The organism is Streptomyces sp. NPDC002754 (genome assembly GCF_053592315.1).
The window spans coordinates 79,089-105,631 of record NZ_JBSFVM010000004.1 but is presented as its reverse complement, the minus strand read 5'-3'; the positions used below and the strand labels follow the sequence as shown (position 1 = coordinate 105,631).

The 26,543-nt window shown below is 70.6% G+C and carries 26 protein-coding genes; 15 read left to right on the top strand and 11 right to left on the bottom strand.

The window, feature by feature from the left end; genetic code table 11:
* Positions 1–2 precede the first annotated feature (2 nt).
* The 6 genes from ACWD2L_RS12590 to ACWD2L_RS12565 all read left to right on the top strand — a co-directional run bounded on the left by ACWD2L_RS12590 (position 3) and on the right by ACWD2L_RS12565 (position 7,995).
* Entirely contained in the window at positions 3–1,238 is a 1,236-nt protein-coding gene (locus ACWD2L_RS12590; RefSeq protein WP_451189605.1) for a Gfo/Idh/MocA family protein, read from the top strand.
* Positions 1,235–2,161 carry a DUF6807 domain-containing protein gene (locus tag ACWD2L_RS12585; protein ID WP_351343335.1) on the top strand — a complete coding sequence of 309 codons (927 nt, stop codon included), beginning with the start codon at positions 1,235–1,237 and terminating at the stop codon, positions 2,159–2,161. Before ACWD2L_RS12590 ends, ACWD2L_RS12585 begins: the two co-directional genes overlap by 4 nt.
* A gap of 50 nt (positions 2,162–2,211) precedes the next feature.
* Positions 2,212–3,768: a glycoside hydrolase family 43 protein gene (locus tag ACWD2L_RS12580; RefSeq protein WP_351343353.1), complete on the top strand. Its 1,557-nt coding sequence runs from the start codon at positions 2,212–2,214 to the stop codon at positions 3,766–3,768.
* Positions 3,765–5,135, top strand: coding sequence for an ABC transporter substrate-binding protein (locus tag ACWD2L_RS12575; RefSeq protein WP_351343333.1), 1,371 nt, complete (start codon positions 3,765–3,767; stop codon positions 5,133–5,135). The genes ACWD2L_RS12580 and ACWD2L_RS12575 overlap by 4 nt, the downstream gene beginning before the upstream one ends.
* A gap of 252 nt (positions 5,136–5,387) precedes the next feature.
* The gene (locus ACWD2L_RS12570) at positions 5,388–6,713 is read left to right on the top strand and encodes a pectate lyase family protein (protein ID WP_351343331.1); all 1,326 of its coding nucleotides are present in this window, start codon (positions 5,388–5,390) and stop codon (positions 6,711–6,713) included.
* 169 nt (positions 6,714–6,882) lie between these two features.
* Positions 6,883–7,995 carry a pectinesterase family protein gene (locus tag ACWD2L_RS12565; RefSeq protein ID WP_451189466.1) on the top strand — a complete coding sequence of 371 codons (1,113 nt, stop codon included), beginning with the start codon at positions 6,883–6,885 and terminating at the stop codon, positions 7,993–7,995.
* 13 nt (positions 7,996–8,008) lie between these two features.
* Here the strand turns inward: ACWD2L_RS12565 and ACWD2L_RS12560 are convergent, their stop codons facing one another.
* Complete coding sequence (locus ACWD2L_RS12560; protein ID WP_351343327.1) at positions 8,009–8,239, bottom strand: hypothetical protein; 231 nt, start codon at positions 8,237–8,239, stop codon at positions 8,009–8,011.
* Positions 8,240–8,487: 248 nt separating this feature from the next.
* Here ACWD2L_RS12560 and ACWD2L_RS12555 point away from each other — a divergent pair, with 248 nt between their 5' ends.
* Positions 8,488–9,282 (top strand): HAD family acid phosphatase, encoded by a 795-nt coding sequence (locus ACWD2L_RS12555; RefSeq protein ID WP_351343325.1) that lies wholly within the window; start codon positions 8,488–8,490, stop codon positions 9,280–9,282.
* Positions 9,283–9,343: 61 nt separating this feature from the next.
* Here the strand turns inward: ACWD2L_RS12555 and ACWD2L_RS12550 are convergent, their stop codons facing one another.
* The 5 genes from ACWD2L_RS12550 to ACWD2L_RS12530 all read right to left on the bottom strand — a co-directional run bounded on the left by ACWD2L_RS12550 (position 9,344) and on the right by ACWD2L_RS12530 (position 14,406).
* A complete protein-coding gene (locus ACWD2L_RS12550) occupies positions 9,344–10,174 on the bottom strand; it encodes a pectate lyase (protein WP_351343076.1) in 831 nt (276 codons plus the stop codon).
* A 136-nt stretch (positions 10,175–10,310) separates the two neighbouring features.
* Positions 10,311–10,982 (bottom strand): hypothetical protein, encoded by a 672-nt coding sequence (locus tag ACWD2L_RS12545; RefSeq protein ID WP_351343078.1) that lies wholly within the window; start codon positions 10,980–10,982, stop codon positions 10,311–10,313.
* Entirely contained in the window at positions 10,979–11,566 is a 588-nt protein-coding gene (locus ACWD2L_RS12540) for a SigE family RNA polymerase sigma factor (RefSeq protein WP_351343080.1), read from the bottom strand. The genes ACWD2L_RS12545 and ACWD2L_RS12540 overlap by 4 nt, the downstream gene beginning before the upstream one ends.
* 124 nt (positions 11,567–11,690) lie before the next feature.
* Positions 11,691–13,151, bottom strand: coding sequence for a peptidoglycan D,D-transpeptidase FtsI family protein (locus ACWD2L_RS12535; protein WP_351343082.1), 1,461 nt, complete (start codon positions 13,149–13,151; stop codon positions 11,691–11,693).
* Positions 13,152–13,623: 472 nt separating this feature from the next.
* Complete coding sequence (locus tag ACWD2L_RS12530) at positions 13,624–14,406, bottom strand: IclR family transcriptional regulator (RefSeq protein WP_351343083.1); 783 nt, start codon at positions 14,404–14,406, stop codon at positions 13,624–13,626.
* Positions 14,407–14,537: 131 nt separating this feature from the next.
* Between ACWD2L_RS12530 and ACWD2L_RS12525 the strand changes: the two genes are divergently transcribed.
* The 7 genes from ACWD2L_RS12525 to ACWD2L_RS12495 all read left to right on the top strand — a co-directional run bounded on the left by ACWD2L_RS12525 (position 14,538) and on the right by ACWD2L_RS12495 (position 21,177).
* Complete coding sequence (locus ACWD2L_RS12525) at positions 14,538–16,070, top strand: aldehyde dehydrogenase (NADP(+)) (protein WP_351343085.1); 1,533 nt, start codon at positions 14,538–14,540, stop codon at positions 16,068–16,070.
* A 45-nt stretch (positions 16,071–16,115) separates the two neighbouring features.
* Positions 16,116–16,724: a DUF1349 domain-containing protein gene (locus ACWD2L_RS12520; RefSeq protein WP_351343087.1), complete on the top strand. Its 609-nt coding sequence runs from the start codon at positions 16,116–16,118 to the stop codon at positions 16,722–16,724.
* Positions 16,721–17,194, top strand: a complete 474-nt coding sequence (locus ACWD2L_RS12515) for a GNAT family N-acetyltransferase (protein WP_351343089.1) — start codon at positions 16,721–16,723, stop codon at positions 17,192–17,194. Before ACWD2L_RS12520 ends, ACWD2L_RS12515 begins: the two co-directional genes overlap by 4 nt.
* 76 nt (positions 17,195–17,270) lie before the next feature.
* The gene (locus tag ACWD2L_RS12510) at positions 17,271–17,990 is read left to right on the top strand and encodes a DsbA family oxidoreductase (protein ID WP_351343091.1); all 720 of its coding nucleotides are present in this window, start codon (positions 17,271–17,273) and stop codon (positions 17,988–17,990) included.
* Positions 17,991–18,059: 69 nt separating this feature from the next.
* Positions 18,060–19,196 carry an aminotransferase class V-fold PLP-dependent enzyme gene (locus tag ACWD2L_RS12505; RefSeq protein WP_451189602.1) on the top strand — a complete coding sequence of 379 codons (1,137 nt, stop codon included), beginning with the start codon at positions 18,060–18,062 and terminating at the stop codon, positions 19,194–19,196.
* A 44-nt stretch (positions 19,197–19,240) separates the two neighbouring features.
* Positions 19,241–19,873, top strand: a complete 633-nt coding sequence (locus tag ACWD2L_RS12500; protein WP_451189459.1) for a sigma-70 family RNA polymerase sigma factor — start codon at positions 19,241–19,243, stop codon at positions 19,871–19,873.
* The gene (locus ACWD2L_RS12495; RefSeq protein ID WP_351343097.1) at positions 19,873–21,177 is read left to right on the top strand and encodes a maleylpyruvate isomerase family mycothiol-dependent enzyme; all 1,305 of its coding nucleotides are present in this window, start codon (positions 19,873–19,875) and stop codon (positions 21,175–21,177) included. The genes ACWD2L_RS12500 and ACWD2L_RS12495 overlap by 1 nt, the downstream gene beginning before the upstream one ends.
* Positions 21,178–21,206: 29 nt before the next feature.
* Here the strand turns inward: ACWD2L_RS12495 and ACWD2L_RS12490 are convergent, their stop codons facing one another.
* Entirely contained in the window at positions 21,207–21,701 is a 495-nt protein-coding gene (locus ACWD2L_RS12490; protein ID WP_351343099.1) for a MarR family winged helix-turn-helix transcriptional regulator, read from the bottom strand.
* Positions 21,702–21,865: 164 nt separating this feature from the next.
* Here ACWD2L_RS12490 and ACWD2L_RS12485 point away from each other — a divergent pair, with 164 nt between their 5' ends.
* Positions 21,866–22,930 (top strand): alkene reductase, encoded by a 1,065-nt coding sequence (locus tag ACWD2L_RS12485; protein ID WP_351343101.1) that lies wholly within the window; start codon positions 21,866–21,868, stop codon positions 22,928–22,930.
* A 64-nt stretch (positions 22,931–22,994) separates the two neighbouring features.
* Here the strand turns inward: ACWD2L_RS12485 and thpD are convergent, their stop codons facing one another.
* From thpD to ectA, 4 genes are all read right to left on the bottom strand, one after another.
* A complete protein-coding gene (thpD, locus tag ACWD2L_RS12480; protein ID WP_351343103.1) occupies positions 22,995–23,891 on the bottom strand; it encodes an ectoine hydroxylase in 897 nt (298 codons plus the stop codon).
* A 5-nt stretch (positions 23,892–23,896) separates the two neighbouring features.
* Positions 23,897–24,301, bottom strand: a complete 405-nt coding sequence (locus ACWD2L_RS12475) for an ectoine synthase (RefSeq protein WP_351343105.1) — start codon at positions 24,299–24,301, stop codon at positions 23,897–23,899.
* A gap of 40 nt (positions 24,302–24,341) precedes the next feature.
* Complete coding sequence (ectB, locus tag ACWD2L_RS12470) at positions 24,342–25,613, bottom strand: diaminobutyrate--2-oxoglutarate transaminase (RefSeq protein WP_351343107.1); 1,272 nt, start codon at positions 25,611–25,613, stop codon at positions 24,342–24,344.
* A 65-nt stretch (positions 25,614–25,678) separates the two neighbouring features.
* Positions 25,679–26,221 (bottom strand): diaminobutyrate acetyltransferase, encoded by a 543-nt coding sequence (gene ectA / locus ACWD2L_RS12465; protein WP_351343109.1) that lies wholly within the window; start codon positions 26,219–26,221, stop codon positions 25,679–25,681.
* Positions 26,222–26,543: the final 322 nt, after the last annotated feature.

Sequence of the window (26,543 nt, the reverse complement as noted above, 5' to 3'; positions counted from 1 at the left end):
CCATGAAGATCAAGTCGATCATGCAGACAGGCGACGGCGGCCCGGTGCGCGAGCCCGTTCCCGTCGTCCTCGCGGGCGCTCGCGGACACGGCCGCTGGCACCTGAACAACCTTCGGGGCCTCGCGGAGGCGGGGCGGGTTCAGCTCGTCGGAGTGTGCGAGCTGCGGCCGTTGGACGCGGCGGAGCTCGACGGGTTCGAGGCCGGTGGCCTCGTGCAGTCCGCCGACTTCGGGGAGCTGCTCGACCGCACCGGCGCCCGGATCGCGATCATCTGCACCCCGATCCCGACGCACACGGAGCTGGCCCTGGTCGCCGCCGAGCGGGGCGTGCACCTGCTCCTGGAGAAGCCGCCTGCGCCGTCATATACGGAATACGAGCGGATGGCGGCCGGGGTGGCCGAGGCGGGGATCGCCTGCCAGATCGGCTTCCAGTCGCTCGGCTCGCATGCGGTGTCCCATATACGAGATCTCGTACGCGACGGCGCCATCGGCGAGGCCCTCGGCATCGGCGCCGCCGGAGCCTGGGCCCGCGACGAGGCCTACTACCGGCGCGCCCCCTGGGCCGGACGTCGACGTCTCGCGGACGCCGGCGGCACGGGCCGCACCGTTGATGTGGTCGACGGCGTGCTCACCAACCCCCTCGCCCACGCCGTCGCCACCTCCCTCGCCCTCGACGGCGCGACCGGCGGCGACGACCTCACCACGATCCGCACCGAGCTGTACCGCGCCAACGACATCGAGGCCGACGACACCTCGTACGTCGAGCTGACCACCCGTACCGGATCGCGCGTCACCGTCGCCGCGACCCTGTGCGCCGAGCTGCCCGACGAGCCGTACGTCATCGTGCACGGCAGCCGCGGCCGGATCACGTTCTGGTACAAGCAGGACCGCGTCCTCGTGCAGCGCGCGGGCCACGGCCCGCAGGAGACCGTGCACGGGCGCACCGACCTCCTGGCGAACCTCGTCGAACACCTCGCCACCGACGGGGAGACACCGCTGCTCGTGCCGCCCGCCGCCACCGGCGCGTTCATGCGCGTGGTCGAGGCGATCCGGCGGGCCCCCGACCCGCTGGCGCTGCCCGCCGACGCGTGGAGCGAGATGCCCGCCGACCGGCCCGGCGCCGTACGCCGGGTGGTGCACGGCGCCGACGGGCTCGTCGCCGCGAGCGCCGACGGACTCACTGGCTTCGCCGGGCTCGGCGCGTCCTGGGCCCGCTCCGGAGTGGAGGCCTCGTCGTGACCCGAACCCCGAACGGGCTGATCACCGCCCCGCTGACGCTGAGCTGTGCGGGCCGCCCCGTCGCCCGCTACGAGATCCGCCCCGACGTCGCGCGGCGCCTCTCGCCGCGCCCCTTCCTGCACCCGGTGACGACGCTCGCCGGCACTCCGGTCACCGAGTTCGCGCCCGCCGACCACCTGCACCACCTCGGGGCGGGCGTCGCCGTGCCGGACGTCGCGGGGCGCAACTTCTGGGGTGGGCGCACCTACGTCGAGGGGCAGGGGCCGACCGAGTTCGACAACCACGGCGAGCAGCGGCACCGCGAGTTCAAGCTGTGCGACCCGGACGGGTTCGTGGAGGACTTGGACTGGACCGCGGATGGCTGCATGCCGCTCCTGCGCGAGCGCCGCACCGTGGCCACCACCCAACTTGCCGACGACGCCTGGGCGTTGGACTTCACGTTCTCGCTCACCAACCCGTCGGACGACGGGCTGAGCATCGGCAGTCCCGCGACCAACGGCCGTCCCGGCGCCGCGTACGGAGGCTTCTTCTGGCGGGCGCCGAAGGAGAGCGCGCCGCCGGCCGTGTTCAGCTCGAACGGTCCCTCTTCCGGCCGGGGGGCCGGGGGTTGTCCCCCGGGAGAACACAGCACCGCGGGCGGTGAGGGGGAGCAGGCGGTCCACGGCCGCCCCGCCGACTGGCTGGCCATGGCGGGCGACGGCTGGACCCTCGTCTTCGCGGGCGCCACCGCGCGGACCCGCCACGACCCGTGGTTCGTCCGCACCGACGAGTACCCGGGCGTCGGCTCCTCGCTCGCCTCCGCCGCCCGGCTGCCCATCGGCCCCGGTGACACCGCCGTACGCCGCGTGGTCACGGTCGTCGCCGACGGCACGCTCGACCGCAAGCGGGCCGCGGCGCTCGTCCGCAAGGCGGTGGCCGCGTGAGCCGCGCACCGAAGACCTCCAAGCCGAAGACCTTCAAGAAGACCGGTGACCTGGGCGACGGCACGTACCGCAACCCCGTGCTCGCCGCCGACTGGTCCGACCCCGACGTGGTCCGCGTCGGCGACGACTTCTACCTGACCGCGTCCAGCTTCGGCCGCGTCCCCGGGCTTCCGCTGCTGCACTCCCGCGACCTCGTCAACTGGACGCTCGTCGGACACGCCCTCGACCGGCTCGAACCCGCCGAGGCGTTCACCACCCCGCGCCACGACTGCGGCGTGTGGGCCCCGTCGATCCGCTACCACGACGGCCGCTTCTGGATCTTCTGGGGCGACCCCGACCACGGCGTGTACCAGGTCAACGCCCCATCCATCACCGGGCCTTGGACGACACCTCACCTCATCAAGGCGGGCAAGGGGTACATCGACGCCTGCCCGCTGTGGGACGCGGAGACCGGCGAGGCGTACCTCGTGCACGCCTACGCCAAATCCCGCGCCGGCATCAAGAACCGCCTCACCGGCCACCGCATGGCGCCCGACGGCACCGAACTCCTCGACGAGGGAACGGTGTTGATCGACGGGGACCGCATTCCCGGTTGGTTCACCCTCGAAGGCCCCAAGGTCTACCGGCACGACGGCTGGTACTGGATCTTCGCCCCGGCGGGCAGCGTGGAGTCCGGCTGGCAGGGCGCCTTCCGTTCCCGCTCGTTCTTCGGCCCCTACGAGGAGCGGGTCGTGCTAGAACAGGGCGCCACCGACGTCAACGGCCCCCACCAGGGCGGATGGGTGCGCACGGCGGTCGGCGACGACTGGTTCCTGCACTTCCAGCAGCGCGGCCCGTACGGCCGTGTGGTGCACCTCCAGCCGATGCGCTGGGACGCCTCCGGGTGGCCGGTGATCGGCGACGACGGTGCCCCCGTCGACGTACACGAGAAGCCCGCGCTGCCGCCGGGAACGGTGGCGGCGCCCGCGACGGACGACGTCTTCCCTGGCGGGCGCTTCGGGCCGCAGTGGCAGTGGACGGCCAACTCCACCCCGGGCAAGACGAGTTCGCACGACGGGGACGGTCTGCGGCTGACCTGTGTGCGCTCCGTCGACGGGGTGCGCGACCTGCGCCGCGTACCGCACCTGCTGACCCAGCGGCTGCCGCTCCTGCCGAGCCGCGTGGAGGTCGACCTGCGGCTCGACGCCACAACTCCCGGAGCCCGCGCGGGGCTTGCGGTGCTCGGCGACGCGTACACGTGGATCGGCCTCGAACGCGGGGCGGACGGGGCGGCCCACGCCGTGCACCGGTTCGCCGAGACCACCGCCGACGCGGAACGGGACGCGGCCCACCCCCGCGCGGCGCCCGACGCGACGGCGCGCCTGCGCGTCGACATCGCCGACGGGGCCCGCTGCCGCCTCTTCGTCGACACCGGAGACGGCTTCTGGCGCTCCGGCCAGGTGTTCGCCGCCCAGCCCTGGCGCTGGGTCGGCGCCCTGCTCGGCCTGTTCGCGGCGGCACCACTCGACGGTCAGGCGCCCGGCGGCCAGGCACCCGGCACCGCCTGTTTCACGAACTTCCGCAGCACCACCCTCCAGTTGGATCCAGAAGAAGAGAGCCGATCATGACCATCAGTGCACGCAGAGGAACCCGCAGCGGCGTCCGCAGATCCGCGCTGCGCACCGGCACCGCCCTCGCCCTCAGCACGGTCCTCGCCCTGACCGCCACCGCCTGCGGCGACGACGGCAGCGGCGCCGGCGGCGACAAGGGCGACGAGGGCTCCGGCAAGGGCGAGATCACCTTCTGGGACAACAACACGGCCGTGCGCCGCGACGTCTGGATGGAGATCATCAAGGACTTCGAGGGCAAGAACCCGAACATCAAGGTCAAGTACGTCGGCGTCCCCGCCGAGAACGTGCAGTCCAAGTACGACACCGCCATCCAGGGCGGCGGCCTGCCCGACGTCGGTGGCGTGGGCACCGCGATGCTCGCGGGCATCGCCGCGCAGGACGCCCTCGAACCGCTCGACGAGCGCATAGCGACGAGCTCGCTCAACGGGAAGCTCAACGACGCCTTCATGGCGTCGGTGAAGTCCGCGGGCGCCGGCGACAAGCTGTACGAGCTGCCGACGTCCGCCAACAACGGCGTCCTCTACTACCGCACCGACCTGTTCAAGAAGGCGGGCCTTGAGGCGCCCGAGACCTGGGACAAGTTCTTCGACGCGGCGACCAAGCTCACCAACACCGGCAAGAACGAGTTCGGTTACACCATCCGGGGCGGCGAGGGCTCCATCGCGCAGGCCCTCGACGTGACGTACGGACAGAGCGGCATCACGTCGTTCTGGGACAAGAACAACGAGAAGACGACGGTCAACGACCCCAAGAACGTTGCCGCGTTGGGGAAGTACGCCGCCCTCTACAAGAAGGCGACACCGTCCGCCGACGTCAACAACGACTTCACGAAGATGGTTGCGCAGTACGACAGCGGCAAGATCGGCATGCTGAGCCACAACCTCGGCTCGTACGGCGACCACGTGAAGGCCTTCGGTACGAAGTTCCGCGGCATTCCCAACCCGACGGGCCCGAACGGCACCCGCGTCCAGGTCTCCAACCCGGTGGACGGGCTCGGCCTGTTCAAGGCGAGCAAGAACAAGAAGGCCGCCTGGAAGTTCATGGAGTTCGCCGCCTCGCACGCGGAGAACAGCAAGTGGAACGAGTCGGCCAAGCAGATCCCCGCCAACACCGAGGCAGCCAAGGACGACTGGGTCCAGAAGTCCGAGCCGACGAAGCTCGCAGCCGACGCCCTCTCGTCCGGTTCGACGAAGATCGTGGACCTTCCGTACTACCTGCCCGACTGGAACACCATCTCCAAGGCCGACAACGAGGACGACTTCCAGAAGGTCATGCTCGGCAAGATGACGGCCAAGGCCTTCCTCGACTCGCTCGCCGACCAGCTCAACAAGGCGCAGACCGAATGGAAGCAGCAGGCCAACTAGCCCTCGCTGCACGCCTGTTCACCCATGACCGGGCCGGTGGCGGGACGCCCCGTGCCCCGCGGCTCCCGCCGCCGGCCCCACCCGAAGAGCCACCCTGGCCGCCCTCGCCGAACGGGATGGCGTCGCGCTCCTCGACGTCCAGGCGCTGTCCCTCGCCCTGTGGCAGAAGCTCGGCGTCGAGGTCACGAAGACGTACTTCACCGGAACCACCCCCGCCTGAGAACTCCGACACCGTCCTCCAGGAGCCGCACAGTGAGAGCACACAGGAAGAGCCGTCAGAACAGCAAGCAGACGAGATACGCGGTCGTCGCCGCCGGCTGCACGGCCGTCGTCCTCGCCGTCACTGGCACGGTCACCACCGCGGGCGCCGCCGAGACACACGGCCGCGACCTCGCCCGGCAGACCCTCGCCAAGGGCGACGGCTGGGGCTCGGCCACCACCGGTACCGCGGGCGGCGCCGCCGCCGACGTCGCGCACGTCTACACCGTCACCACCTGGGCGGAGCTGAAGGCCGCCTTCGCCGACGGCGGCGCCGCGCCCAAGATCGTCAAGATCAAGGGCACCCTCGACGCGGACGGCGCGACCTGCTCCGAATTCGCCGCGCCCGGCTACGACTTGGACCAGTACCTCGCCGATTACGACCCTGCCACCTGGGGCTACGACAAGGAGGTGTCCGGCGAACAAGAGGACCTGCGCGCCGCGTCCGCCACCGCCCAGGCCAAGGCCATCAAGGCGAACGTGCCCGCCAACACCACGATCATCGGCGTCGGGAAGAACCCCGGCATCGTAGGTGGCAGCCTCCAGATCAACGGCGTCGACAACGTCATCGTGCGCGGCCTCACCCTGGAGTCCCCGCTCGACTGCTTCCCACAGTGGGACCCGACGGACGGCGACACCGGCAACTGGAACTCCGAGTACGACGCGGCCGTCGTCTACAACGCGACGCATGTCTGGCTGGACCACAACGAGTTCACCGACGGCGCCCACCCGGACTCGACCCTCCCCAGCTACTACGGCCGCATCTACCAGCAGCACGACGGCGAGCTCGACATCGTCAAGGGCGCGGACCTGGTGACCGCCTCCTGGAACGTCTTCGCCGACCACGACAAGACCCTGATGATCGGCAACAGCGACGGCGCGGCCGCCACGGACCGCGGCAAACTCCGCGTGACCCTGCACCACAACCTCTTCAAGAACCTCGTCGAGCGGGCCCCACGCGTCCGGTTCGGACAGGTCGACGTCTACAACAACTCGTATGTGGGCAACGCCGATTACGCCTACTCCTTCGGCATCGGCTTCGAGTCACAGCTCTACGCGGAGAAGAACGCGTTCACGCTGCCGCGGGGTACCGGGGCGGACACCGTCCTCCACCGCTGGAACGACTATCCCCTGACGACAACCGACAACCAGGTCAACGGCAAGTCGGTCGACCTGGTAGCCGCCTACAACACAACCCACGCAGACACTCCGCTCCGCGCAGGTGCAGGCTGGAAGCCGGCCCTGCGGCGGCATGTGGACCCGGTGAGATCGGTCCCGCGGACGGTGTCCCGGGAGGCGGGCCCGGACCGGCTCGGATAGTCACCATTCAGGCACGCACCAGCGTGAGTCGGACTGCATCACGTATCGGCGCAAGTTGAGCAATATCAAGCCCCGCCGGCGATTGAGGCGCGGGGCCCGGGGCGGAGCCCCGTGACGTGTGCCTCAATCGCCGGCCGCCCACCACATCCCCCCGCTCCGGAGCCGCAGCATGCAAACCCGCCTCGCCAGACGCACCTTCCTCACGGGCACGGGCACGGTCACGGCCCTCGCCCTGACCGCCACCACCACACCGGCCGACGCCAAGCCGCACCGGCACCCCTTCGGCCGCTACGGCTCCCCGAGGAACCGTCTCACCCCCACTACCCTCTACGTCCATCCCCACGGCGCCGGCGACCACCGCACCGTCCAAGCCGCCGCATCCGCCGCAACGGATCCCGCCCACACCCTCGTCATCGCCCCCGGTACCTACCGGGAAACGGTGACCGTCCCGGCCACGGCCACCGGCACCACGTGGATCGGCGCCTCCGGCAACCCCCGCGACACCGTCATCGTGTACGACAACGCCGCCGGCACCCCGAAACCCGACGGCTCCGGCACGTACGGCACCACCGGCAGCGCCACCGTCACCCTGCGCCCCGACGGCTTCACCGCGCACCACCTCACCTTCGCCAACGACTGGTTGCGCGCGGCGAACCCGGAGTACACCGGAACGCAGGCCGTCGCGGTCAAGGTGACGGGCGACTGCTCGGCGTTCTTCCAGTGCCGCTTCCTCGGCCACCAGGACACCCTGTACGCCGACTCGGCCGCGCTCACCGCCTTCGCCCGCCAGTACTTCCACGACTGCTACGTCGAGGGCGACGTCGACTTCGTCTTCGGTCGCGGCACGGCTGTCCTCGAACGCTGCCGCTTCCGCGCGCTCGACCGCACGGACCTCGCCTCATCCCCGTACGGTTTCGTCTTCGCACCGTCCACGGCGGCCGCCAACCCGCGCGGCTTCCTGGTCAGCCGCTGCCGGATCGACTCCACCGCACCGGACGCGTACTACAAGCTGGCCCGCCCCTGGGTGCCCAGCTCCGACACGACGGCCAGGCCCGCCCTCGTCGTCCGCGACACACGCATCGGCCGTGGCATCGACGCGGCCACGCCCTACGCCAACATGTCGGACGCGTACCCCTGGCAGAACCAGCGGTTCGCGGAGTACCGGAACACCGGACCCGGTGCCGATTCGCCGATCCCGGGGAACTGCCCGCGACTCACCGCCGCGCAGGCGGCCACGCACACACGGGAGACGTATCTCGGGGACTGGCGCCCGTGGGCGTGAGGTGCGCCGTGCGTCAGCCGAGGTGCCACAAGGCGTACGTCACGAACAGCAGCACCACGCCCGCGAGGGTCAGCGCGCCGCCCAGGACGCGGAGGTAGCCCACCGGGGTCAGCCCGCGGACGTCGAACGCCCAGATCAGACCGGCCGCCATGGCGATGACGCCGCCCACGGCGAAGAGGCCGAGGAGGACCGGTGGGGTGGCGCGGTCACCGGCGGCGAGGGGGAGGAGACTCGTCGGGGTCACGGTCACGGTGGGGCCTGCATTCTGTGGATCGAGCGCTTCCTCCGACCCTAGAAGGGGCCCCTTCAAGGCACGGTCAACAAGGCGCCATGCCGGAGCAATGGTGCGGCCATATTGGTGTCGGGTATCGATCGGGTAAAGCGGGTCGCGGGGCTCATGTGATGCGCGTAGACATACATTCACCTGCACGGAGTCCCCCATTCCCCGACGGCCCTCGCAGCCGTCACGGCCAGAATTGGATTACGTCACCGATGCGCAAGCGCCATCTCGCCGCCGCCACAGCGACGGTCGCTTCCCTCGTACTCGCCGGCGTCGTCACCGCCGGCTCCGCCGACGCGGGCGGAACGAACGACAAGGCCACCGCGGAGCCGCACAACATCGGCCTCCTCACCAAGGAGATCGACTCCTACTACGGCGCGAAGCAGGACGCCGACGGCGTCTGGCAGGCCGCGCCCGACAGCCCGTACGCCGAGGACCTCGCCCGGATCGAGAAGGGCGCGAAGCGGCACATCGCCGCGGCGGCGCGGCAGCACCACGGCAAGGGCGACAAGCCCGCGATCGTCTTCGACATCGACGACACGCTGCTGCTCAGCCTCGACTACGAGAAGAAGACCAACTACGTCTACAACGACGCCAGTTGGAAGAAGTACGTGGACGAGGCGAACCGCCCCGCCGTCTTCGGCACGCCCGAGCTCATCCGGTACGCCGAGTCCAAGGGCGTCGAGGTCTTCTACAACTCGGGGCTCGGTGAGACGCAGCGCTCCGCCGCCGTGGAGAACCTGAAGAAGGTCGGCATCGACGTCAACCTCGACGCGGACCACGTCTTCCTCAAGGACAAGACCGACCCGCCCGCGTACCTGGCCGACTGCGCCACGGCCGCCGCCTGGAACTGCACGACGGTGCAGTACAAGTCGGGGACGCGCAAGCACATCGAGTCCCGCGGCTACGACATCGTCGGCAACTTCGGCGACCAGGACTCGGACCTGGAGGGCGGGTACTCGGGCAAGACGTACAAGCTGCCGAACCCGACGTACTACGTGGAGTGACACCGGCGGCTCAGGGGGACGTGGCCGCAGTGGCGGCCACGTCCCCGGTCGCGTGCCCCGCTCAGTCGTACGTCAGATCAGAGGCGCTGTACTTGCAATACGTGCCGTCCGGGCCGCTGCCGATCTCCTTCGGCTCGGCGCCCGAGCTGTTGCCCTCGTAGCGGACGCAGGGCTTGATCTTCTTGCTGCTGTCGCCGTGGATGCGGACGTTGCGCAGGGTCGCGGTGTCGCCGTAGTTCGAGTTGATGCCGGCGATCGACTTGCCCGGCGCGGTCACGTCCACGTCGCTGATGGTGATGTCGCGATTCTTGTACTGCGTCGAGCAGTTGCCGCAGGAGCGGACGAGCTTGCCGAAGTCGGAGACCTGGAACTTGGTGACGGTGAGCCTGCCCGCGCCGTTGAACTGGAAGACCTTGTCGTCGGCCTTCTTCGCGCCGCCGGTCACCGTGTAGACGGAGGACGTCGACTTGCCCTTGAACGTGGCCGCGTCCTCGCCGACGTCCTCCCACCACACGTTCTGCAGCGTGCAACTGCCCGCGCAGTGCACGCCGTCGGCGGCCGGCGAGCCGATGATCACGTTCTTGAGGACGGCGCCGTCCTTCAGGTTGAAGATCGGGTCCTGCCCCTCCTCCTGCCCGTCCCCGCCGAGGTCCCCGGAGCCGTAGAACCGCTTGGTCCCACCGTCGTACGTCCCCGAGACGGAGATCGAACTGCTGACGGCCTCGGTACCGGTGGGCGTCGGCCAGGCGGCCGCGGCCCCCGCACTCCCGAGCATCCCACTCACCATGAGCGCACCCCCGGTCAACGTGACCGCCCCAAGCCCCCCGAGCAATGCTCTGCGGCGGGTGGCGCGACGTCGATGGGTCTGAGTGTGTCGTGTTGTGTTCTTCATGCCCTCCAGTCGCCACCACCGGAGGAAGGGTTGCCGCCGATTAAGCAGCGCATATCAAGCCCCTGCGGCGATTGAGCAGGTCTTTCAAGCCCCGCCGGCGCTTGAGGTGCGGGGTCCGGGGCAGAGCCCCGCGACGTCAACCCCGTTGACCCGCACCCGGCGCGAAGTCCCCGTCCACAGACACCCGTTGACCCGAACCGTCCCGCCCACGAACGACATACCGATCCGCGGACGCGTCCCGCCCGCCCTCCGCATGGTCATACTGCCCCGCAAACACGTGCTCCCCCACGGGAACCACCCGCCCCGCCCTCAACACCCACCGATACACAAGGAACCCGCCCCGCTCGCTCACGGTCTCCGTGAAGTCGCCGGCAGGAAGCGACCGCCAGTGCCCCGTGCTGCGAACCTTCCCGGTCTGTGCCACCCGCAACTCGACCGTAAGAGACGCAAGTTCGCTCTTCGTCTTGAACGTGACGTTGGACTGCGCCCAGTACGCGTTCGAGCCGGGGTCCACCGACCCGTCCGCCCACAGCGACGGCGCCGGTGACACGCCGACCTGCTGCTGCCGCGGCGCCGGATCGGACCGCAGCGCCGAGCCGACCGCGAACCCGCCCACGGCGAGCGCCCCCACGACACCCGCGGTGATCCCGGCGACTCGCACCCAGCCCACCGCGGGCCGCCGCTCGGGCTCGTCCGTGGTAGGCCGCTCGTACATGCCGCGCTCGACGCGGGCGAGCATCCGCGCACGGTCGGGCCGGTGCGCGTCGGCGGCCGACCGCAGTCGCTGCCGAAGGTCGTCCTCGCTCATCCACGCCCCCCTTCCGTGACGTCGAGCGCGGCGCCGACCGAGCGTACGCGCCCGGGTGTCCGGCCGTTCGGCTCGCCGTTCCCGAGCCTCCGCTCAAGCTCGGCCATGCCCTTCGAGGTCTGGCTCTTCACCGTACCGACCGATACGCCGAGCGCGAGCGCGGTGTCCTTCTCCGACAGGTCGAAGGCGTGCCGGAGGACCACGCAGGCCCGCTTGCGGAACGGGAGTTCGCGCAGCGCGCCCTGCATGTCGACGACCGCAGGCACGTCGGGCCCCTCGGTGCGGTCCTGCCGTCCCGACCAGAAGAGGGCCACGCGCCGCCGCTCGCGCACCGCGCTGCGGATCCGGGTGCGGGCGAGGTTGGCGACGACGCCGCGCGCGTACGCCACCGGGTGCTCGGCGTCCCGCACCCGGTCCCAGCGGTGCCAGAGCGCGAGCAGGGCGTCCGCGGCGAGGTCGTCGGCGGCGTCCGCCTCGCCCGTCAACAGGTGGGCGAGGCGGGCGAGTTCGCGGTGGTGCCGTTCGAAGAAGGCATGGAACTCGGCGGAAGCGGAATCGTCCCCGGCGTCCACAACCGTGCTCACGCGATCCCTCCCTCACAGTGGCGGCCCGATGGGGGAGGCGTGAGCGTACCAGCGTTGTGTACGACGCACCGAAGGGTGTCCGTGATATCGGACACCCTTCGGTGGAACTGTGCTTGACGAGGCGTCAGTTCTTGAGCGCCGCCGCCATCATCGCCTTGGCGACAGGACCCGCGAGGCCACTGCCGCTGACCTCGGAGCGGGCCGCGTCCGACTGCTCGACGAGCACGGCCACGGCGACCTTCTTGCCGGTCGAGTCGTCCTTCGCGTAGGAGGTGAACCAGGCGTACGGGGTCTCGCTGTTGTTCTCGCCGTGCTGCGCCGTACCGGTCTTGCCGCCGACCGTCGCGCCGTCCATCTGCGCGACCGTGGCGGTGCCCTTGGAGACCACGGTCTGCATCGCGGACTGCAACTGCGAGGCCGTCGACTCGCTGACGACGCGGGTGTCGTCGCCGTCCTCGAAGGACTTGATCTCGTCGCCGTCGGCGTCCGTCACCTGCGACACCATGTGCGGGGAGGCCTGCTCGCCGCCGTTGGCGATGGTCGCGGAGACCATCGCGATCTGCAGCGGCGTGGCCGTCACGTCGAACTGGCCGATGCCGGACAGGGCCGTCTGCGCGTCGTCCATCTTCGACGGGTAGTTGCTCTTGGCGGCCCGTACCGGGACGTCCGTCTTCTCGTCGTTGAAGCCGAACTTCTCGGCCATCGCCCGGACCTTGTCCGCGCCCAGTTCGGCGGCGAGCTTTCCGAAGACGGTGTTGCAGGAGTACTGCAGCGCCGTGCGGACCGAGGCGTCCTCGCAGGGCATCGAGGTGGTCTCGTTCTTCAGGTACGTGCTCGTACCCGGCAGCTTGTACGGGTTCGGGGTGTCCGTCTTGTCGTCGATCGACGAGACCAGACCGTCCTCCAGCGCCGCCGCGGCGACCACCAGCTTGAACGTGGAACCGGGCGGCAGTGCCTGCTTGAGCGCCCGGTTCGTGGTCGGTGAGTCCTCGTCCTTCGACAGCTTCTTCCACTCGGCCGCGTCCGAGGAGCCCGAGCCGCTGATCTTCGACGGGTCGAAGGACGGCGTCGACACCATGCCGAGGATCTTTCCGGAGTCCGGGTCGATGGCGACGGCGGCGCCCTTTTTGTCGCCGAGCGCGCTGTACGCGGCCTTCTGCACGCCCGGGTCGATCGTCGTGATCACGTCACCGGGGGTGGTGCTCTTGCCGGTGAGCGTGTCCAGCGGGTTCTTCAGCTGGGTGTCGGTGCCGTCGAGCACGCCCTGGTAGATCCCCTCGAGCTGCGTGGCGCCGTACACCTGCGAGGTGTAGCCGGTCACCGCCGAGTACAGCGAGCCGTCCGTGTACGTCCGCTTGTACTTCAGGTCGCTGGAGTCGCCCGCCTTCGCAGAGCCCGTCACCGCCTTTCCGCCCACGATGATGTCGCCGAGCGGATTCGCGTACTGCGAGATCGTCTTCCGTCGGTTGTCGTCGCTGTTGGCGAGGGCCTGGCCGTCGTAGAACTGCACCCAGGTCGCCCTGATCAGGAGGGCGAACACGAGGAGCAGTGTGAAGACGGAGGCGCGCCTGATCGTCTTGTTCATTGCGTACGGGAAGACGAGCGGGTGGGGGCGATTCGTTCCTACCAGTGCGCTTTCTCACCGTACGTTCATGTGCCACGGCCCCGCGGTTCCGCCCTCGGGGCTCCACGCCTCAAACGCCGGCGGGGCTGAAAAGATCGGGGCTCTGCCCTCGGGGCTCCGTGCCTCAATCGCCGGCGAGGCTTGAAAGATCGGGGCTCCGCCCCGGACCCCGCTGCTCAATCGCCGCAGGGGCTCAAATAGCCGACCCCCGCCGGGTTCGGATGTTCCAGTCCCCGCCGGCGATTGAGGCGATCTTTCCGGCCCTGCCGGTGGATGGGCATTTCCAGCCCGCCGGTGGGTGGGCATTTCCAACCCCGTCGGTGGAGGGGCGTTTCAAGCCCTGCCGGCGATTGAGGCGACTTTCCAGCCCCGCCGGCGTTTGAGGCGCGGGGTCCGGGGCGGAGCCCCGTGGCCGTGACGACGGTGCCGCGCGTCAGAGGCGGCGCGTTGCCAACGTCAAACGGTCTCGCGCATCGAAGAGCGCGTCCTTGACCATCTGCTCGTGCGCAGGCGTGAGCCGCGCCACCGGCACCGAGCAGGAGATCGCGTCACGGGCCGGGGTGCGGTACGGAACCGCCACCCCGAAGCACCGCAGGCCCAACGTGTTCTCCTCGCGGTCGACCGCGAACCCCTGCTCCCGGATCTGGTGCAGCTCCTCGATGAGCTTCTCCCGGTCGGTGGTCGTGTGCTCGGTCAGCGACGGAAGGGTCTCCGGAAGGAGCTTGCGGACCTGCTCGTCGGTGTGCGTGGCGAGCAGCGCCTTGCCCAGCGACGTGGAGTGCGCGGGCAGCCGCCGACCGACGCGGGTGAAGGGACGCAGGTAGTGCTGCGACTGGCGGGTGGCGAGGTAGACGACGTTCGTGCCGTCGAGCCGCGCCAGGTGGATCGTCTCCGTCGTGTCGTCGGAGAGCCGGTCGAGGGTGGGGCGGGCCGCCGCCACGACCTCGTCACCGTCGATGTACGAGGTGCCGACGAGGAGGGCGCGCACCCCGATGCCGTACCGCGTCCCGGTCGCGTCCGTCTCCACCCAGCCGAGGTCGACGAGCGTGCGCAGCAGCATGTAGAGGCTGGACTTCGGGTACCCGACGGCCTCCTGGACCGCGGCCAGCGAGTGCATCCCCGGCCGGCCCGCGAAGTACTCGAGCAATTCCACGGTCCGCACCGCGGACTTGACCTGCCCGCCGCCCGCCGCGGCCCCCGTCTCGTCTGCCGACATCGCGCTTGACCCCTTCGTTGGACGAGAAATAGTCTCGGTGAGTAGTTCATCATCAGAGACAGCGTTCAGTATATCGAACGATCCTCGTGGCTCACCCTGGTGCGCGGCGAGAAAAGCTGGAGGAATGTGCCGTGGCAGCAACACCAGTCTGGAGTGTCGACCCCCGAACCGGGAAGCAGCGGGAGCAGGTCGCGGACGAGGCCACGGCGCAGGAAGTGGACGAGGCGGTGCGCGCCGCACAGGGCGCCCGTGCCGCCCTCGCCGACCGTGCCGTCCGCGCCGCGTTCCTGCGCACCGCGGCCGAGCGTCTGGAAGAGGCCAGGGGCCACCTCGTCGAGGCGGCGGACGCGGAGACCGCGCTCGGCCCGGTCCGGCTGGGCGGTGAACTCACCCGCAGCTGCTTCCAGTTGAGGAAGTTCGCGGACATCGTCGACGAGGGCGCCTTCCTCGGCGTCGTCATCGACCACCCCGACGACACGGCGACGCCGCCCATCCCGGACCTGCGCCGCTACAAGATCCCGCTCGGTGTCGTCGCGGTCTACGCGGCCTCGAACTTCCCGTTCGCCTTCTCCGTGCCCGGCGGCGACACGTCGAGCGCGCTCGCGGCCGGCTGCCCGGTCGTCGTCAAGGCGCACCCCGACCACCCGGCCACCTCCGAGCTGGTCGCCGCCACCATCCGCCGGGCCGCCGCCGAGCACAGCATCCCGGAGGGCGTGCTGGGCCTGGTGCACGGCTTCGACGCGGGCGTGGAGCTCGTCAAGCACCCGCTGGTGTCCGCGGCCGGCTTCACCGGCTCCGTACGCGGTGGGCGCGCGCTCTTCGACGCCGCCGCCGCGCGTCCGGTGCCGATCCCGTTCCACGGTGAGCTCGGCTCGCTGAACCCGGTCGTGATCACCGAGTCCGCGGCTGCCGAGCGCGCCGACCAGATCGGCACGGGGCTCGCCGGCTCGATGACGATGGGCGTCGGCCAGTTCTGCGTGAAGCCGGGTCTCGTCTTCGCGCCGACGGGCGAGGCGGGCGACACGCTCGTCAAGTCCCTCACGGCCGCCGTCAGCGACACCGACGCCGGGGTCCTGCTCGACCACCGGATGCGCGACAACTTCATCGCCGGTGTCGCCGAGCGGGCCGAACTCCCGGACGTGGACGCCCCGGTGACCCCCGGCGCGGGCAGCGAGCACACCGTGGCGCCCGGCTTCCTCACGGTCCCGGCCACCCGCCTCGCGACCGAGGGTGGCGCGCACGACCTCCTCCTGGAGGAGTGCTTCGGCCCGGTGACGGTCGTCGCCCGCTACGAGACGGCCGACGAGATCACGGCCGTCCTCTCCCGCCTCCCCGGCAACCTCACGGCGACGGTCCAGCTGTCCTCCGGCGAGGCCGCCGGTGAGGGCCGCGGCGCCGAGATCCTCGCCGAGCTGACGCCCATCGCCGGCCGTGTCCTCGTCAACGGCTGGCCGACCGGTGTCGCGGTCGCACCCGCCCAGCACCACGGCGGCCCGTACCCGGCGACGACGTCGACGTCCACGTCGGTGGGCGGCACCGCGATCGAGCGCTGGCTGCGCCCGGTCTCGTACCAGACGACGCCGGAGGCGCTCCTCCCGCAGGAGCTGCGCGACGGCAACCCGCTGGGCCTGCCGCGCCGCTACAACGGCCGCCTGGAGAACTGACGGTACGGGGCCCGCGGTCCCGCGGGCCCCTGCGAGACTGACGGTATGGATCTCGAAATACCGCCCCTGCCCTTCCCGTTGCGCACCTACGGACCCGACGGCCACTGGTCGTACGAGGACGGGGTGCTCACCGGGTGGGCGGGGCCCCGCCAGGACCGCTTCGTGCCGCCGACCGGTTCCTCGCTCGAACCGGCGTCGGACGCGCCGCGCCTCCTCGGGGCTCCCGACGGGGACTTCCAGCTGATCGCCCGCGTCACGGTCGGCTTCGCCGCGGCCTTCGACGCCGGGGTGCTCTACGTTCATGTGGGTGACCGGGAGTGGGCGAAGCTCTGCTTCGAGCGGTCCCCGGACGAGCCCACCATCTGCACGGTCGTCACCCGTGGCCACTCCGACGACGCGAACGCCTTCGTGGTGCCGGGCTCCTCGGTCTGGCTGCGCGTGAGCCGCACCGGCTCGGCCTTCGCCTTCCACGCCTCGACCGACGGCGAGACGTGGACCTTCATCCGCATCTTCGGCCTGGGCGACGAGAAGGCCGCGTCGACGGCCCTGGTCGGCTTCCTGGCGCAGTCCCCGGTGGGGGAGGGCTGCGTGGTCACCTACGACCACATCGCATACCGCCCGACGTGGCCCGAGGGCCTGCGGGACGGCTCATGATCCGTACCGCCGTGGCCGCCGACGCCCCCACCCTCGCCGCCCTGCACCGCAGAGCCCGCGCCACGTACCACCGGGTGGGGTTCCCGGACGACGGGGACCCGGGCGCGTGGGTCGAGCGGTGGGAGGTGGCCATCGCCCGGCCGCACGGGCACGTACTCGTCTGCGTCAGGGACGGCGTCGTCGTCGGCCTCGCCTCCTTCCGGCGGCCCGACGAGGCCCCGGCCGACGCCTCCGTGCTGTACCAGTTCCAGGTCGACCCCGACCACTGGAGCCGCGGCATCGGCACCGAGCTGCACGCCGCCTGCGTCGAGCAGTGGCGGGTCGACGGCGTCGCTGAGGCCCATCTCATCGTGCAGAGGGACAACACCCGCGCCCAGGCCTTCTACGCCCGGCACGGCTGGGTCGACGAGGGAGCGGAGGGCGGCGGCAGCTCGCACCGCCGGATGCGGTTCACGCCGGGCGGGGAATGAGCGGAGGGTCCGTCCGGTTGTACGGGTGCGCAGGGGCAGACCTCTGCGCACCCGTGGACGAGAGACCGAGAGACCCATGCGCGTCGAGATCTGGACCGACATCAACTGCCCGTTCTGCTACATCGGCAAGGCCCGCTTCGAGGAGGCGCTCGACGGGTTCGCGCACAAGGACGACGTAGAGGTCGTGCACCGGTCCTTCGAGCTCGACCCGAACGCCAAGCCGGGGGAGACCGGGCTCGTGGTCCCGTACATCGCCAAGAAGTACGGCATCAGCGAGGAGCAGGCCGCCGCCAACGAGCAGGGCCTCGGGCAGCAGGCCGGCGCCCTCGGCCTGCCGTACCTCACCGAGGGCCGCGACTTCGGCAACAGCTTCGACCTGCACCGACTGCTCCACCTCGCCCTGGACAAGGGCGTACAGGACGCCATGATCACTGCCCTGTACAGGGGCAACTTCGCCGAGGAGTCCTCCGTCTTCGCCGACGAGGAGACCGTCGTGCGGCTCGCCGTCGAGGCCGGCCTCGACGAGGGCGAGGTCCGGGCGATGCTCGCCGCCCCCGACGCGTACGCGGACGCGGTGCGCGCCGACGAGCGGGAGGCCGCCGAACTCGGCGCGAACGGCGTGCCGTTCTTCGTGCTCGACCGCAAGTTCGGCGTCTCCGGCGCCCAGCCCGCCGAGGTGTTCACGCAGGCCCTGACCCAGGCGTGGGCCGACCGCTCCCCGCTCACCGTCATCGACAGCGCGACCGGGGACGGCGACGCCTGCGGCCCCGACGGCTGCGCGGTCCCCCAGGCCTGACCCAAACGACATGCCAGTCCTGACCTGCGTAAATAAGCGTCGCTTAGGCGTACCCCACAAACATTCGCAATAGACGGGCAGGTGGCCGCGCGGCACAGTGGGGCCATGCAGACTTCCGGTGCGCACCAGGCCGTCCCTCAGGCCCTTGACGCGGAGCTGGTCCGCGCGCAGTACAGCCCCGCCGCCACCTACCTCAACACCGCGAGCACGGGCCTCCTCCCGGCCCGCGCCGTCGCCGCCGTCCGTGACGCGGTCGCCGGCATGGCCGAGGGGCGGGCGAACGACTCCCTCTTCGGGGACGTGGAGGAGGCGCGCGCGGCCTTCGCCCGGATCGCGGGCGTCCCGGTGAGCCGGGTCGCCACCGGCTCGTCCGTCGCGACGTACACCGGCCTCATCGCCACGTCGCTGCCCGCGGGAGCCGAAGTCCTCACCGCGGAGGGCGAGTTCAGCTCCACCGTGAACCCCTTCCACGTACGCCGCGACCTCAAGGTGCGCACCGTCCCGCTGGACGCGCTGCCCGACGCCGTAAGCCCGTCGACCGCGCTCGTCGCCGTGAGCGCGGCCCAGTCGGCCGACGGCAGGGTGGCGGACCTGGAGACGCTGCGCGCGGTCACGCGTGCGCACGGCGCCCGGCTCTACGTCGACGCCTCGCAGGCGGCCGGCTGGTACCCGCTCGCCGCGCACGCCGCCGAGGCCGACTTCCTGGCCTCCGTCGCCTTCAAGTGGCTGACCTGCCCGCGCGGCGTCGCCTTCTTCGTCTGCCCGGCGGACCGGGAGGGCTTCGACGCGCTCACACCCGCCTTCGCCGGCTGGGTCGCGGGGGAGAACCCCTGGGACAGTTGCTACGGACCCGTCGCCGAACTCGCCCACTCCGCCCGCCGGTTCGACGAGAGCCAGAGCCTCGTCGCGTACGCCGGAGCCCGCCACGCGCTCTCCGTCATCGAGGAGTTGGGCCCGGATGCCATCCGCGCCCACGACCTGGCGCTCGCCGCCCGGTTCCGCGCGGGGCTCGTCGGACTCGGCCACGAACCCGTCCCCGCACCCGACTCCCCGATCGTCTCCGTACCCGGACTCGGCGCGAGGCAGCCGGAGTTGGGGAAGGTGGGACTCCAACTCTCCGACCGGGCAGGGAACTTGAGGGCCTCCTTCCACCTCTACAACACCTCCGCCCATGTCGACCGCCTCCTGGACGCACTCTCCGGCTGAGGGCTGGCGCCGGGCCGCCGTGGGCACTAGGAAGGCACTACGAGGTGGTGGTGCCGGTGGCCCGTACGGATGCGTACGACCCCAAGGACCGGGCCGCGGACGACGCCGAGCTGCACCGACGTCTCGTCTACGGTGACGAGGCCGCGCTCTCCGAGGCGTACGACGTGTACAGCGGGCTCGTCCGTGGCGTCGCCGTGCGGGTGACCCGCACGGCGGGTGCGGCGGACGACGTGGCGCAGGAGGTCTTCGCGCAACTGTGGGCGCGGCCCTACGCCTTCGACGCCCGGCGCGGCTCGCTCCGCGCCTGGCTGACCATGCTGGCGCACCGCCGCGCCGTGGACTGGGTGCGCAGCGAGGCCCGGCACCGCAAGGCCCACGCCGCGGACGACGCGACGCTGCACGCCATCCCGGCCCCCGACCCGGGGCCCGACGAGCGGGTCGTCGACCGCGAGCGCTCGCTGCTCCTGCATTCGGCCCTGGCCCAACTCCCGCTGCCCCAGCGCCAGGTGGTGCATCTGGCGTACTTCGCGGGCCGGACGTACCGTCAGGCCGCGGCGGAACTCGGTATCCCGGAAGGGACCGCCAAGACCCGCCTGCGCACGGCACTGCACCGCCTGGCCGAAACGCTGGCGGACCCGGCGGAGCCGGACTGCGAGGCTCACGAAAGGGGTGCCTGATGGCCACGGACGCGCGCGACCACGGATTGGTGAGCGAACTCCTGGGCGCCTGGGCCATGGAGGCCCTCCCCGCCGACGAACAGCGCGCTGTCCCCGCGCACTTGGCGGACTGCGAGGAGTGCGCGGCCGAAGCGGAACGCCTGCGCGCGACAGTCCGCGCCCTGAACGGCCCACCCGGACCCGGCTCGACCGGGCACGGCACAGCCGACGAGGCGAAGGCCGACGGGGCGGGCCTCCCACTCAACACCGACGAGGCGGGCCTCCCACTCCACACCGACGCTGCGGGGCAGCAGCTGCACACCGGCGGTGCACCACAGGCGGACGCGGCCAGTCACCCGCTCCACGCCGACGGCCCGCCGCACGCCGACGCTGCGGGGCACCCGCCGCACACCGGCGGCCCCGCTGCCCGTCACCCGCTCCACACCGACGGCCCGCCGCAGCGCGACCCGGTCGGAGCCCCCCTCCGCGCCACCGGCACCGGCCCCCTCGCCGCGGCCCTGGCGCGTCGGCCGCCCGCACCCCGCGGCCCCGGCGCCACCGCCCCGCACGCGCAGCCCTACGCGGCCACCGTCGCCGCCCTCCAGGCGCTGCTCGTCGAGGCGGACGACGCGTGGTCCACGGAGGTGGTGCACGGCTGGACGGTGCGTGACACGGTCGCGCACCTCATCGCCGCCGACGAGCCGCTGGCCGTCCACCTCGGCCTGCCGGCCCACGAACCGCCCGCCGACGCGGCGGCGGACAGCGACTGGCGCATGGCCTGGGAGGCCCGCACCCGCACCGTCATCGCCCACGAACGCGCCCGTGACCCGCACGCCACCGTGGCCGTCTGGCGCGACCGGGCCGCCGGGCTGCTCGCCGCCCCCGCCGCCCGCGACCTCGAACTCGCCGCGCAGGCCGCCCGGTTGATGGGCGCGCGGCTGCCCGTCGCCGAGCACTTCCTGGTCCGCGCCTTCGAGACGTGGATCCACAGCCACGACATCGGCCGCGCCCTGGACCGCCCCGTCCCCCCGCCGCCCGCCGGCCACCTGTGGAGCCTGGTGCGCCTCGCCGTGCGGCTGCTCGGTCAGGCGCTCGGCCCGCAGGCCCCGCCCGTCGCCCTCACCATCACGGACGCGGGCCGCACCACGGAGTGGGTCCTCGGCTCCGAGGACGAACCGGTGAGGGCCGAACTCGCCCTGGACCCGGTCGACTTCTGCCTCCTCATCGGCGGCCGCGCCGCCCCCGACACCCTCCCGCCGGGCACCGGCGACCCGGCGGCGGCCCGCACCCTCCTGGACCGGGCGGCCCGACTGGCGTGGCTGTGAAGCGCCGGGGGCCGACCAGCACCTGACCCCTACGGGCAGTCCTGCGCCCCGGCCTCCGCGCACAGATTGCCCTCGACCAGCGCCAGCAGCCGCGCGAACTCCGCCCGGTCCCGCTCGGAGAGCCCCGACAGGGTCTGCTCCTCCAGCGTTCCCCACACCCCGGCCACGTCCTCCAGGAGCCCGCAGCTGCGCTCCGTCGCCTCGACGAGTGAGGCGCGGCGGTCGCCCGGATCAGGGGTGCGGCGCACGTGCCCGGACTGCTCCAGGCGCTGAAGCATCTTCGTGACCGTGGACGGATCCAGGTCGAGCGTCTTGATCAGTTCGGACTGACGCACGGGCCCCTTGTCCCACAGGTGCATCATCACGAACTCCTGCCCCGGATAGAGCCCGAGCCCGCGCAGCCGCTGCCCGGCGGCGATCCGGTGCAGCCGGGCCACGCGGGACAGGGCCAGGCTGACGGGCCCGCTGCGGGCGGCGACCGGGATCTGACCGGTACAGCCGGGGTCCTCGGCGGTGGGGGACATGGGGGCTCCTCTCGATGTCTTCACGAGATTACCTTGGCCGGCCAATTAATGCGTTACAGTGAGGGCGGCCGATTGATTGGCCGACCAATGATTTATTGCGGTCCTGTGTCGTTCTTGTGGCGCCCTGTGTCGCCCTCTGTCACCACCCGTTGAACGGAGTAGCCATGACCACCGTCTTCGACCCCATCGACCTCCCCGGCACCCGCCTGGCCAACCGCATAGCCATGGCCCCCATGACCCGCAGCCGGGCCGGCGAGGGCGGCACCGCCACCGCCCTGACCGCCGAGTACTACGCGCAGCGCGCCTCGGCGGGGCTCATCGTCACCGAGGGGATCCAGCCCTCGGCCGTGGGCCAGGGCTACGCCTGGACGCCGGGCCTGCACACCGCGGAGCAGGTCGAATCCTGGCGCCCGGTCACCGACGCCGTGCACGCCAAGGGCGGCAAGATCTTCGCCCAGGTGATGCACGCGGGTCGGATCGGTCACCCGTCGCTTCAGCCGGACGGCGGCGCGCCGGTCGCCCCCTCCGCCGTCGCCCCGGAGGGTCAGGCCTTCACGAACGAGGGCTTCCAGGACTTCACGACCCCGCGCGAGCTGACCTCTGACGAGGTCCGCGCGACCGTGGCCGACTTCGCCGAGGCCGCCCGTGGCGCCGTGGCGGCCGGCTTCGACGGCGTCGAACTGCACGGCGCCAATGGCTACTTGATCCACCAGTTCCTCTCGCCCGGCACGAACCTGCGCACCGACGAGTGGGGCGGCAGCGTGGCGAACCGGATCCGGTTCGCCGTGGAGGCCGTCAAGGCCGTCGCCGAGGCCATCGGCGCCGAGCGCACCGCCATCCGCCTCTCGCCCGGCAACCCGTACAACTCCATGGGGGACCACGACACGGTCGAGACCTACACCGCGCTCGTGGACGCCCTGGAACCGCTGGGCCTCGGCTACCTGCACGTACTGGAGGTGGGCGAGCCCAGCCGCGAGGTGACCGTCGACCTGCGCAAGCGGTTCAGCGGCCCCTTCGTGCTCAACGCGCACACCGAGGGGCCGACCGACCACAGGTCCCTCGGTCTGGTCGAGGAGGGAGTCGCCGACATCCTCAGCTTCGGCGCCCTCTTCCTCGCCAACCCGGACCTGCCGGACCGCCTCAGGAGCGAGGGCCCGTACAACGCCCCGGACCCGGCGTCCTTCTTCGGCGGCACCGAGAAGGGCTACACGGACTACCCCACCCGGTAACCCCGTAACAGCAGTTGGGGCGGGACCGAAGACGGTCCCGCCCCAACTCACGCGCGTACGAGGATCACTTCACCGGAGTGAAGTCGCGCGCCCCGATGTACTCGGGACGCCGCACCGGCGCCGAGAACGGCTCCACCGCCGTGTTCTCCACGCTGTTGAACACGATGAACACGTTCGAGCGCGGGTACGGGGTGATGTTGTCACCGGACCCGTGCATGGCGTTGCAGTCGAACCATGTCGCCGAGCCGGGGCTGCCGGTGAACAGCTGGATGCCGTGCGCGTCGGCGAATTTCGTGAGGGACTCGTCTGAGGGCAGCCCGGCGTCCTGCATCTGCAGCGACTTCTTGTAGTTGTCCTTCGGCGTCTCACCCGCGCAGCCGAGGAACGTCTTGTGCGAACCGGGCATGATCATGAGCCCGCCGTTGGTGTCGTAGTTCTCCGTCAGAGCGATGGAGACGGACACCGTCCGCATGTTCGGCAGGCCGTCCTCGGCGTGCCAGGTCTCGAAGTCCGAGTGCCAGTAGAAGCCCCGCGCCCCGAAACCGGGCTTGACGTTGATCCGTGACTGGTGGACGTAGACGTCCGAACCGAGGATCTGACGGGCCCGCTCGACGATGCGCTCGTCGCGCACCAGACCGGCGAAGACCTCGCTGATCTTGTGGATCTCGAAGACCGAACGGATCTCCTGCGACTGCTTCTCGACGACGGAACGCTCGTCGGCGCGCATCGTCGGATCGGTCACCAGACGGTTCAACTCGGCCTGATAGATGCCGATCTCGTCCGGGCCGATCAGCTCGTCGATGGCGAGGAAGCCGTCCCGCTCGAAGGAAGCGAGGTCCGACTGGCGAATCGGCCCTCGCGCTCCCTCCGCCGACCAGACGACCGGGTCGACACGCGGCGTGGCCACCTCGGAGGCGCCTCGCGTCGGGTACAGGTCCGTGATGTCGGGTGCGGTCGTCATCGGGATCAGGCCCCCTCGTCCTCTGTCAGCAGCGGGTAGACGCCATTCTCGTCGTGGTCCTCCCGTCCGGTCACCGGAGGGTTGAACACGCAGACGCAGCGGAAGTCGGTCTTGGGCCGCATGGTGTGCTTCTCGTGACCGTTCAGGAGGTACATCGTTCCTGGTTCGATCCAGTGCGTCTCACCGGTTTCCCGGTTGGTGAGCTCGGCCTCGCCCTCCACGCACAGCACGGCCTCGATGTGGTTGGCGTACCACATGTCGGTCTCGGTCCCTGCGTACAGGATCGTCTCGTGCAGAGAGAAGCCGACCTTCTCCTTCGCAAGCACGATGCGCTTGCTCTCCCAGGTGCCGGTCGCCGACTTGATGTGTCGGTCGGTGTTCTCGATCTCCTTGAACGAACGGACAATCACGGTGAGTTGCTGCCTTTCCTCGTAAACTTTGTTGTGCTGGTCAGGCGGTCTCGCGCACGGCTCGGGTGAGCGTGCGGAGGCCTTCGTCCAGCTCCTCGGGCGTGATCGTCAGTGCCGGAAGCAGCTTGACGACCTCGCTGTCGGGGCCGGAGGTCTCGATGAGCAGGCCCAGCTCGAAGGCCCGCTTGGCGACCTTGCCGGCCCGGTCCTTGTCACGGAACTCGATGCCCCAGACAAGGCCGCGGCCGCGGTATTCGACGATCTCGTCGTGGTACTCGGTGCGCAGTGCGCTGAGCACCTCGTCGACCTGCTCGCCGCGCTCCAGGGTCTGCTTCTCCATGGCCGCGCCGTCGGTCCAGTACGTCTCCAGGGCAGCGGCCGCCGTCACGAACGCCGGGTTGTTGCCACGGAACGTGCCGTTGTGCTCGCCCGGCTCCCAGACGTCGAGCTCCGGCTTGAACATGCACAGGGACATGGGGAGCCCGTACCCACTGATGGACTTCGAAACGGTCACGATGTCCGGCGTGATGCCCGCCTCCTCGAAGGAGAAGAAGGCACCGGTGCGGCCGCAGCCCATCTGAATGTCATCGACGATCAGGAGCATGTCCCAACGTTCGCAGACATCCGCCAGTTTGCGCAGCCACTCTGCACGGGCGACATTGATGCCGCCCTCGCCCTGGACCGTCTCGACGATCACTGCGGCCGGGGTGTTCAGGCCGGATCCGGAGTCCTCGAGGAGGCGCTCGAACCAGATGAAGTCCGGCGTCTGCCCGTCGAGGTAGTTGTCGAACGGCATCGGCGTGCCGTGCACCAGCGGGATGCCGGCGCCCGCGCGCTTGAACGCGTTGCCGGTCACCGCGAGGGCGCCGAGCGACATGCCGTGGAAGGCGTTGGTGAAGGACACGATCGACTCGCGGCCCTTGACCTTGCGGGCCAGCTTCAGCGCGGACTCGACGGCGTTGGTGCCCGTCGGGCCCGGGAACATGACCTTGTACGGCAGGTCGCGCGGGCGCAGGATGATGTTCTGGAAGGACTCCAGGAAGTTGCGCTTGGCCGAGGTCGACATGTCGAGCCCGTGCACGACGCTGTCGCGCTCCAGGTAGTCGATCAGGGCGCGTTTCAGGACCGGGTTGTTGTGGCCGTAGTTGAGCGAACCGGCACCGGCGAAGAAGTCCAGGTACTCGTGGCCGTCCTCGTCGTACATACGGCTGCCCTGGGCCCGGTCGAAGACGGTGGGCCAGCTGCGGCAGTAGCTGCGCACCTCCGACTCAAGGGTCTCGAAGACGCTCAGGTCCGGCTGGGTGATGGTCACAGCAAAAACTCCTCTAGGGAGGGAAAGTTGAGGGGGGTTCGGGGTGAGTGGGGTCGAGGGCGCGCTCAGGCCAGGGGGCCTATGCGGTACAGCTCCTCGGGCAGGTGCCCGTCGTCCGGGAACAGGCCCGCGTCGAACAGCACCGTGCGGGCCACACCGACGCGGTGCCGGCGGGCGAACGAGGTGAACAGGGCCTGGGAGGCGGCATTGTCGGGCGTGATGGTGGTCTCCAGCGTGGTGACCGGACGCGCCGCAGCGACCCGCGCGGCCAGCCCGTCGAGCAGCGCGGCGGCGAGGCCGCGCCCGCGGTGCGCAGCGTCCACGGCGACCTGCCACACCACGAGGATGTCGGGTCGGTCGGGACGTACGTAACCGGTGATGAAACCGGCCACCTCGCCCTTCTCGTCGCGGGCGATCACCGACGTGGCGGCGAAGTCGCGACACCACAGCAGGTAGCTGTAGGAGGAGTTGAGGTCGAGCACCTTCGAGTCGCGGGCGATACGCCAGATCGCGGCTCCGTCGGCCACCTCGGGGTGGACGATCTTCAGTCCGTCGGGGACCGGGGCCACTTCGGCGACTTCCAGGAATTGCGCTTGTGCGGCGGTCATGCAAATTGAATTTACCGAGCAATTTGCGGGATTGCACCCGCGGATGGGGTTACGTAAAGCGGCGTTGTGTGTTATCGCGCGCAGGTGGGCGCGCGCACGTGATTGCGGCGCTATGTCCCGGTTTCATGCGGACAAATCGGTCGCAACCAAATTAGTGTGGAGTACGTCACAGCGTCGTAATCGCGACGAGACGCGTCCGAATTACGTCGGTTCCCGTTGATGAAATCTCTGCGTTTACGTCGCCGGAGAGCGGGCAGAAGCAGAACAGGAAGCCTCGCCTGATGCCCCTGATAAAGTGCGGGACAATTCTGCCTGAAGAATT